The sequence below is a fragment of the Rhizobium sp. SEMIA 4085 genome, from assembly GCF_013004495.1.
Lineage (GTDB): Bacteria > Pseudomonadota > Alphaproteobacteria > Rhizobiales > Rhizobiaceae > Rhizobium > Rhizobium gallicum.
Window position 1 is genome coordinate 1 of record NZ_JABEPH010000316.1, and the last position, 7,312, is coordinate 7,312.

5 protein-coding genes are annotated in these 7,312 nt (G+C 62.8%); 1 reads left to right on the plus strand and 4 read right to left on the minus strand.

The window, feature by feature from the left end; genetic code table 11:
- Positions 1-2: 2 nt before the first annotated feature.
- Entirely contained in the window at positions 3-2,216 is a 2,214-nt protein-coding gene (locus C9413_RS24700) for a cellulose synthase (RefSeq protein WP_348648799.1), read from the plus strand.
- A 52-nt stretch (positions 2,217-2,268) separates the two neighbouring features.
- Here the strand turns inward: C9413_RS24700 and C9413_RS24705 are convergent, their stop codons facing one another.
- The 4 genes from C9413_RS24705 to C9413_RS24720 form a co-directional block, all read right to left on the minus strand.
- Positions 2,269-3,363, minus strand: coding sequence for a diguanylate cyclase (locus C9413_RS24705; RefSeq protein ID WP_040115433.1), 1,095 nt, complete (start codon positions 3,361-3,363; stop codon positions 2,269-2,271).
- A gap of 233 nt (positions 3,364-3,596) precedes the next feature.
- On the minus strand, positions 3,597-5,342 hold the full coding sequence (locus C9413_RS24710; RefSeq protein WP_040115434.1) for a biotin carboxylase N-terminal domain-containing protein: 1,746 nt from the start codon (positions 5,340-5,342) through the stop codon (positions 3,597-3,599).
- Positions 5,343-5,372: 30 nt separating this feature from the next.
- A complete protein-coding gene (locus tag C9413_RS24715; protein WP_170251024.1) occupies positions 5,373-6,983 on the minus strand; it encodes a 5-oxoprolinase/urea amidolyase family protein in 1,611 nt (536 codons plus the stop codon).
- A 7-nt stretch (positions 6,984-6,990) separates the two neighbouring features.
- The coding region (locus C9413_RS24720) for a DUF1445 domain-containing protein (protein ID WP_170251025.1) at positions 6,991-7,312 on the minus strand (322 nt) is incomplete at its 5' end.

Sequence of the window (7,312 nt, forward strand, 5' to 3'; positions counted from 1 at the left end):
GGGTGAAGGACCGTGCCGCGCTGGTGGAGAAATTCGGCATCGGACGCTCGAACCTGCACACCGACCGCATGGTGCAAGCGGACACGCCCAGCAGCCAGCCGATCGACGTCCAGGCGGTCGCCGACCGTCTTCAGGAGGCGGCACCGTTGCTGACGGCACAGGCGCCTCAGCCTTCGCAGACGCCTGCCCCAGAGGCTCAGCCGCAGCCTGCCGAGAAGGAACGGCCGGCCCAACAGCCGGCAGGGCCGCAACCGGCGGCACAGCCGAAGGTCGACGAAAGCGCGCTGCGGTATTTTGCAAACCGCGGCGACAAGGTTCGCCTGCAGGCCGAGATCTCCCGTCTCCAGGCGCTTTATCCGAACTGGGTGCCACCCGCCGATCCGCTGGCCGTGCCGCAAAGTGGCGATAAGCAACTCGAAGCCATGTGGCAGCTTTATGCGGAGGGGCGTTATGCAGAGCTTCGCAAAGCCATCGCCGACCGCCGCACGGCTGATATCGGCTGGCAGCCGCCCGCTGATCTCCTCGATCGCCTGGATGTTGCGGAAGCCCGGGCGCGGCTTGTCAATGCGTCCGACCTCAAACAGTACACTACAGTCATCGAGACGGGCGCTGCGACCCCCAGCCTTCTGACCTGCAGCGATATAGATGTCTTGGGGCGCTACGCCGAAGCCTTCGTCCATACAGGAAGAGAAGCGCGCAGCGTAGATGCCTACAGCTACATCCTGAAGTACTGCACGAATCCGCAGGAACGCCTTGCGAGCGTCCAGAAGGCTTCGGCGTTGCTGCCCTATCAGGCCATGCAGCGGCTGCTTGCCCTCGAGCAGCCTGCCGTGAGCGGCGCGCGCGAGTTCGATGGCATCCGTGACGAGCTCGCTCGCCGCTTCGTCGCTGAAGGCAACGCCGATCCGAAGCTCGATGTCGCGGCAGACTATGTATCGCGTGTTGCGCGTCTCGCGCAAACCCAAGGGCTCGCCTCCGATGCGCTCTTGCTTGGCTGGTATCAGCTGCGACGCGAGAATGCGCCGGAGGCGGAGAAGTGGTTTCGCGCAGCCCGTGCCAAGGAGGATTCCGCATCCGCCTCGCAGGGGCTGGCGCTCGCGCTTGTCGCCCGCAAGGCGCCTCAAGAGGCCGAGGATGTCATGTACAGGTGGCGTAGCGATTCCAAGGATGCCACCGATACCTATCTTGCCGCCGCTGCCAATCTGATGGCTTTGCAGCCGCCTGCCAATATAAGCGAAGACGTACTTGGTCGCATGGCAAAAGAGGTCATTGCGCAGAAATACGTCCCGGCCGCGCAGCAATTCGGCTGGTACGCACGCTCGCTCAATCAGCCGCAAACTGCAGCGCGCTGGTTTGAAACTGCGCTTCGCTGGAAACCGGACGACGAACCTTCCGCCTATGGTCTTGCCATCACCCGTGAGCAACTGAACGATCGCACGGGGGTCGCGGAGGTCCAGCGGCTTTGGGCCGGCCGTTCGCAGCGTATCGCCGCGCTTGACGACGCATCTCTATCGGCGCCCTCCGTCGAGGCACCGCTTCAAACGCCCGCCCGGCTTCCACGAAGCCTTGCACGTGCGGTTGTGCCAGCTCAACCGGCTGACGGAGGAGGCGCAACCAAGCCTCCGGGCCTGGCTGTGCGATCCAAAGGATCGGCAATGGAGACAGTCACTGTGCAGCAAGGCACCCGCAGGCCGCGCGGCTGCTCGACCACGACGGATGCGAGCTTCCTCAGCCCCGATGCCGCGCTCAGCCGCGGCTGGTGCCTGATGGATCTCAATCGTCCGATGGAAGCTGTTGCCGCTTTCGAAAGAGCCTTGAAGGGGTCTGCGCGGCAGACGCGCGAAGACGCCGCCTATGGACAGAGTCTCGCCTATCTGCGCGTCGGGCTGTCCAACAATGCAGCCGTTGCGGCAACGCGTGCACCTCAGAGCCGTGAGCGCGCCGCCGAACTCCAGGTTTCAATCCTCGCTGACCGGGCGCTCGCCGCTTATGGCGCCAAGCGGTATCGCGAGACGCTGATCTATCTCGATCAGCGAGCGCAGATCAAACGCGAGACGATCGATCTCATGGTGTTGCGCGGCTATTGCTATCTGAACCTCGAAATGTATGGCGATGCGGCACGGATATTCAACGCGGCCGCCGCCACTGGCAGTAAGGATGCCAACCGAGGGCTCGCCGACCTTAAGCGGGCCACGCGCCCAGAGACGTCGGGCTGATCCCGATTTTGCTGGCAGCGCTGCTGTCGGCGTCCCGGCAGAACCATCGTTTTCACGCAGCCGTTGCCAGTTCGACGCGGTTGCGGCCAGTCGTCTTGGCGCGATAAAGCGCTCTGTCTGCGGCCTCGATTGCTGCACGAATAGTAGTGCCGCTGGAATCGACAGCCGCGACGCCGATGCTGACGGTAACCTTGACTGCGGTAACATCGACGATCAAGTCTTCTGACTCGATTGCATGGCGGATCTTCTCGGCAACGATTGACGCGTCGCCCTCTTCAGTTTCTGGAAGCAGAATGATGATCTCTTCGCCCCCGTAGCGAGCCGCGACATCGGTCTTGCGCACAGTCCGGCGAATGATGTCGGCGACCCGGGAGAGCACGGTGTCGCCCACATTGTGTCCCCAGGTATCGTTGATCTTTTTGAAGTGGTCGACGTCGAGCATAACGATCGAGAAAGGCCGCCCGCGATTGTTCGCCTCCTCGACGCAGCGGTCGGCCGCGCGCTGAAAGACGCGCCGATTTGGCAGCTTCGTCAACGGGTCGACGCTCGCTTCATTTTCCAGCACGCGCACGAGGCGCACTCGCTGCTTTTCGCGCTCAAGCAGATCGGCAAGGAGAAGGACGCCGAGAATATTGGCAAGCATGACGGGAGCCGCAGCGCTCAGAAACAGGTCCCTGGCGATCTCCGGAGGTAAAAAGACAAGGACGATGAAGGAAGAGACGGTCGCAAGGCCGAGCAGCAGCGATCTCCCCCAGCCGATGCCGATGCGGTGACGGGGTATGAGCGTGCTCGCGTAACCACTAAGCGCCACAAGGATGACGCTCACTGCGCCGCCCGTCGCGCCGACGCCGCCAAGAACCAACCGGTGCGCCCCCATCATGGCTGCCGCAATGATGGTGCCAATCGGTCCTGCGTAGAGGGGGGAGAGAACCAGAAGAATGGATCGGGCGTCATAAATAAGCCCCGGCCTCATCACGATCGGATCATTCATGGAAAAAATGCCGCCGAGACCAAACAAAAGGCCCGCCGCAACGCCCCTCATCAATCTTTGGCTGATCGTGCGAATGACCCAAGCATAGCCATAAACGACTAAGACAGCCAACGCCAGGACACGTATGTAAGCGGCGACGATTTCGCTGATTTCCATGCTTCTCTGTTAAATGTCCGATGACACCGGTACGTGATTCCAAATGATCACCGATAGATGGCAGCCCTCACGCACAAGACAAGGTGCCGCCTGTCGAACGTGCCGCAGGCGCGCTTTGGACTCCGGTCGCAGCTGGCTCGGCGTGGCAGGAGTGGCTAGTCACATACCGGATGCGCTTAAGCCTTGCTGCTTCTGCCTTCGGGGCCAGACGCGATCGGCTCTGTTCGTCGGGTCTATCTATCCGACGGTGGGGACTCAAAGCGGGCGATCTCGGCACCGGCTTGCAGATAGGCGCCGGCTTGGGCCCTGATCCGGATCTTGCCGGCCCGCGATGCCGTCACCAGGGTTTCCATCTTCATCGCTTCTATCACCGCGATCAGGTCACCCGCCGCCACTTCTGCGCCATCCTGGACCTTGAAGGCCTGCAGCGTACCTGAGATCGGCGTAGTCACGCTCGCGGTGTCTTCCGCCCTGGCAGCAATTTCCAGCCCGGTGTTTTGGCCTGCAAGCCCGCCGAGACCGGCCAGCAGCGCGACCGGAATGCCGATCTCATGACGCCTGCCGTCGATTTCCACATGGGTGCGGATCAGCGGGGGATTGGCAACCGGCTCTGGTCGGGCTTCCGCTTCAAGACGATTGTCGAAATCGGTCTCGATCCAGCGCGTATGCACCTTGAAGCCGCTTTCGCCCGTAAAGTCCTTCGTCTCGATCGCGGCGCGATGGAAGGGCAAAACCGTCGCAATGCCGTTGATGTTGAATTCTCGGAGCGCGCGGCGGGCACGTCTTAGCGCCTCTTCACGAGTGGCGCCGGTGACGATCAGTTTCGCGATGAGTGAATCGAAGGTTCCAGGCACCGTCGAGCCGGAGACGACGCCGCTGTCAACACGGATGCCAGGCCCGGCAGGAGGGTCGAAGACGGTGATTTTACCCGGCGCTGGCAGGAAGCCTCGGCCCGGATCCTCGGCATTAATACGGAACTCGATCGAGTGGCCACGCGGGACAGGCGTCTCGGTGACGCGCAGGGGCAGGCCGTCGGCGATACGGAACTGTTCGATGACGAGGTCGACGCCGGTTGTCTCCTCGGTTACGGGATGCTCGACTTGCAGGCGGGTGTTCACTTCAAGGAAGGAGATCGTGCCGTCGCCGCCGAGCAGGAATTCGACCGTACCCGCGCCAGAATAGCCGACGGCAGCGCAGATCTTCTTCGCAGCATCGTGGATCGATTGGCGTTGGGTGTCACTGAGGAAGGGGGCAGGGGCCTCCTCGACGAGCTTTTGATTGCGTCGCTGCAGCGAGCAATCACGCGTGCCAAGCACCAGCACATTGCCGTGTTTGTCGGCCAACACCTGCGCTTCTACATGGCGCGGACGGTCGAGGAACCGCTCGAGGAAACACTCGCCACGGCCGAAAGCGACCTTGGCCTCGCGGACTGCAGATTCATAAAGCTCTGCTACTTCCTCCATCCTCCAAGCGACCTTCAGGCCACGGCCGCCGCCGCCGTGGGCAGCCTTAATGGCAACGGGCAACCCATGCTCTTCGGCAAAGGCGATGGCTTCGGCAGCCGACTTGGCCGGGCCGTCGCTACCGGCAACCAGGGGCGCGCCGACGCTGGTCGCGATCCGCCGCGCCTCGACTTTGTCGCCCAATGCTTCAATGACATGCGGATCGGGTCCGATCCAGGTGAGGCCAGCATCGATCACCGCACGAGCGAATTCGGTCCGTTCGGACAAAAAGCCATAGCCCGGATGCACTGCATCTGCACCGGAGCGCTTAGCTATGCTGATCAATTTGTCGATGTCGAGGTAGGTCTCGTCCGGACGGGCGCCGACAAGCCCATGGGCCTCGTCGGCCAGCTTGACGAAGAGCGCGTCCATGTCTGGATCGGCATAGACGGCGACAGATTGCAGGCTGTAATCGCGACAAGCCCGGATGATGCGCACGGCGATCTCGCCGCGATTGGCGATCAGGACTTTCTTCATGGACGTCTCCTCCTCACTTGATTTTGGCCGTTACCGATCTCGAGCCTTGGCGGGCTGAATATCGGCGAAAGTCGTCACGGGCCGGAATCGTATTTTGGCATCGACCGGGATCTGTCCGGCGAGATCGAGATGGTATTCGGCGACCGTGCCGATGACCGGATATCCGCCAGTCAGCGGATGGTCGGCGAGGAAGAGGACCGGCTGGCCGCTATGCGGTACCTGGATTGCGCCGGTCGCCGTACCTTCGCTCGGCAGTTCCGCCTTGTCCTTGCGCTCCAACGGGACATCGCCGGAAAGGCGGATGCCGACGCGGTTGGACTGAGGTGTCACCTGCCAGAGTTGGCCGGAGAGGGCGGCGATACCAGCCTCGGTGAACCAGTCGCTGCGGGGCCCCATGATCACGTCGAGCGTGATGGTTTCGTCCGCTGCCGGATGGTCGAAGGCTGGCGCTTCATGAAGCGAAACGCTGGTTAGGGCCGAGCTATCACTGTTGATGGCCAGCACTGCGCCTGCCGCGACAGGGTCGGGACCGACAATCGCCAACGTATCGGTGGAAGCGCTGCCGAGTATCGGCCTAACGACAAATCCGCCGCGGACGGCGAGATAGCTGCGCATGCCTTTCGGTGCGTGGCCGAGCGTCACCACATCGCCCGGTTCAAGCGAGATTGGCTGATAGGTCTCGGCGCTAATCGTGCGGTCAGCTGCATCACGGATGCTGATCGGGCAGAGCGCGCCGCTAAGCGCCATGACGGTGCGGCCAGAAACCTCGAAGGAAAAACCGCCAAGTGTGATTTCGAGGCAGGGCATGCCGGCCGGATTGCCGACCACCCGATTGGCCGCCTTGAGTGCACCCTGGTCAAGCGCGCCGGAGGATGAGACCCCCTGGCCGGTCTTGCCGAAGCGGCCGAAGTCCTGGAAAAGTGCCGGGATGGGGGCGGCACGAACCTTGAGCTCAAGGCTATCCGACGCGACTACTGGTGGGTGGGCAACCAGGGTCTTGGTCGTCGTCTTGGTAGTTGATACTGCCTTCTTTTTGAGATCGAAGAAGTGCACGCGGTAGCCGGGCTGAAGAAGTGCTGGCGGATCGCGCGATAGATCCCACATCTTTTGTGGCGTCGTGCCGATGATTTGCCAGCCGCCGGGGCTCGCCTGCGGATAGACACCGCTGAAGGCGCCGGCCAAAGCGACCGAGCCGGCCGGGATCCTTGTGCGCGGGCTCGGGCGGCGGGGCACCTGCAGTGCCGGATCGCCGCCGGTGAGATAGCCGAAGCCGGGCGCAAAGCCGCAAAAAGCGACGGTGAATTCGCTGTGGGTATGGCGACGGATGACGTCCTCGATAGACAAGCCCGTAAGGCCTGCGACATCTGCCAAGCCCTCGCCATCGTAGCAAACGGGGATTGCGACGAGCTTGTCGGAGGGTGCCGCGCGCATCGACAGATCGCGTGTCGCGATCTCGCCGGCCAGCTTTTCCAGCGTCAGCTTTTCCGGCCGCAAGCGGATCATCAGCGTGCGGGCCGCAGGCACCATGTCCTCGATACCTTCCAGCGGATCAGCTTTGAGCGAGGCAAACAGCGCCAGCGTCTCGTCGAGATCGGCGAGTTCGACAAGCATGGTTGTCAGGCTGACAGGCAGGAAACGCATCGGAACCTCAAACGTGATAGGCGGAATCGGGGATGTCGGTGATGAACATGTGTCCCGGCGCATGGGTGATCGCAAAGGGGACACGGGAGGCCATCACGGCCGCCTGCGGGGTGACGCCGCAGGCCCAGAAGACCGGAACCTCGCCCGGCTCGATTCGCACCGGATCGCCGAATTCCGGCGCGGCGAGATCCTTAATGCCGATCGCTTCCGGCGTGCCGACATGTATAGGTGCGCCATGCACTGCCGGGAAGCGTCCCGAGATGGTCACGGCGTCCGCCACGCGCGACGCTTGGATCGGCCGCATGGAAACAACCACGGTGCCCCGCAGG

Bases quoted from the DNA above. Each gene is read 5' to 3' on its own strand.
- C9413_RS24705 (WP_040115433.1), bottom strand. From the start codon at position 3,363: ATGGAAATCAGCGAAATCGTCGCCGCTTACATACGTGTCCTGGCGTTG.
- C9413_RS24710 (WP_040115434.1), bottom strand. From the start codon at position 5,342: ATGAAGAAAGTCCTGATCGCCAATCGCGGCGAGATCGCCGTGCGCATC.
- C9413_RS24715 (WP_170251024.1), bottom strand. From the start codon at position 6,983: ATGCGTTTCCTGCCTGTCAGCCTGACAACCATGCTTGTCGAACTCGCC.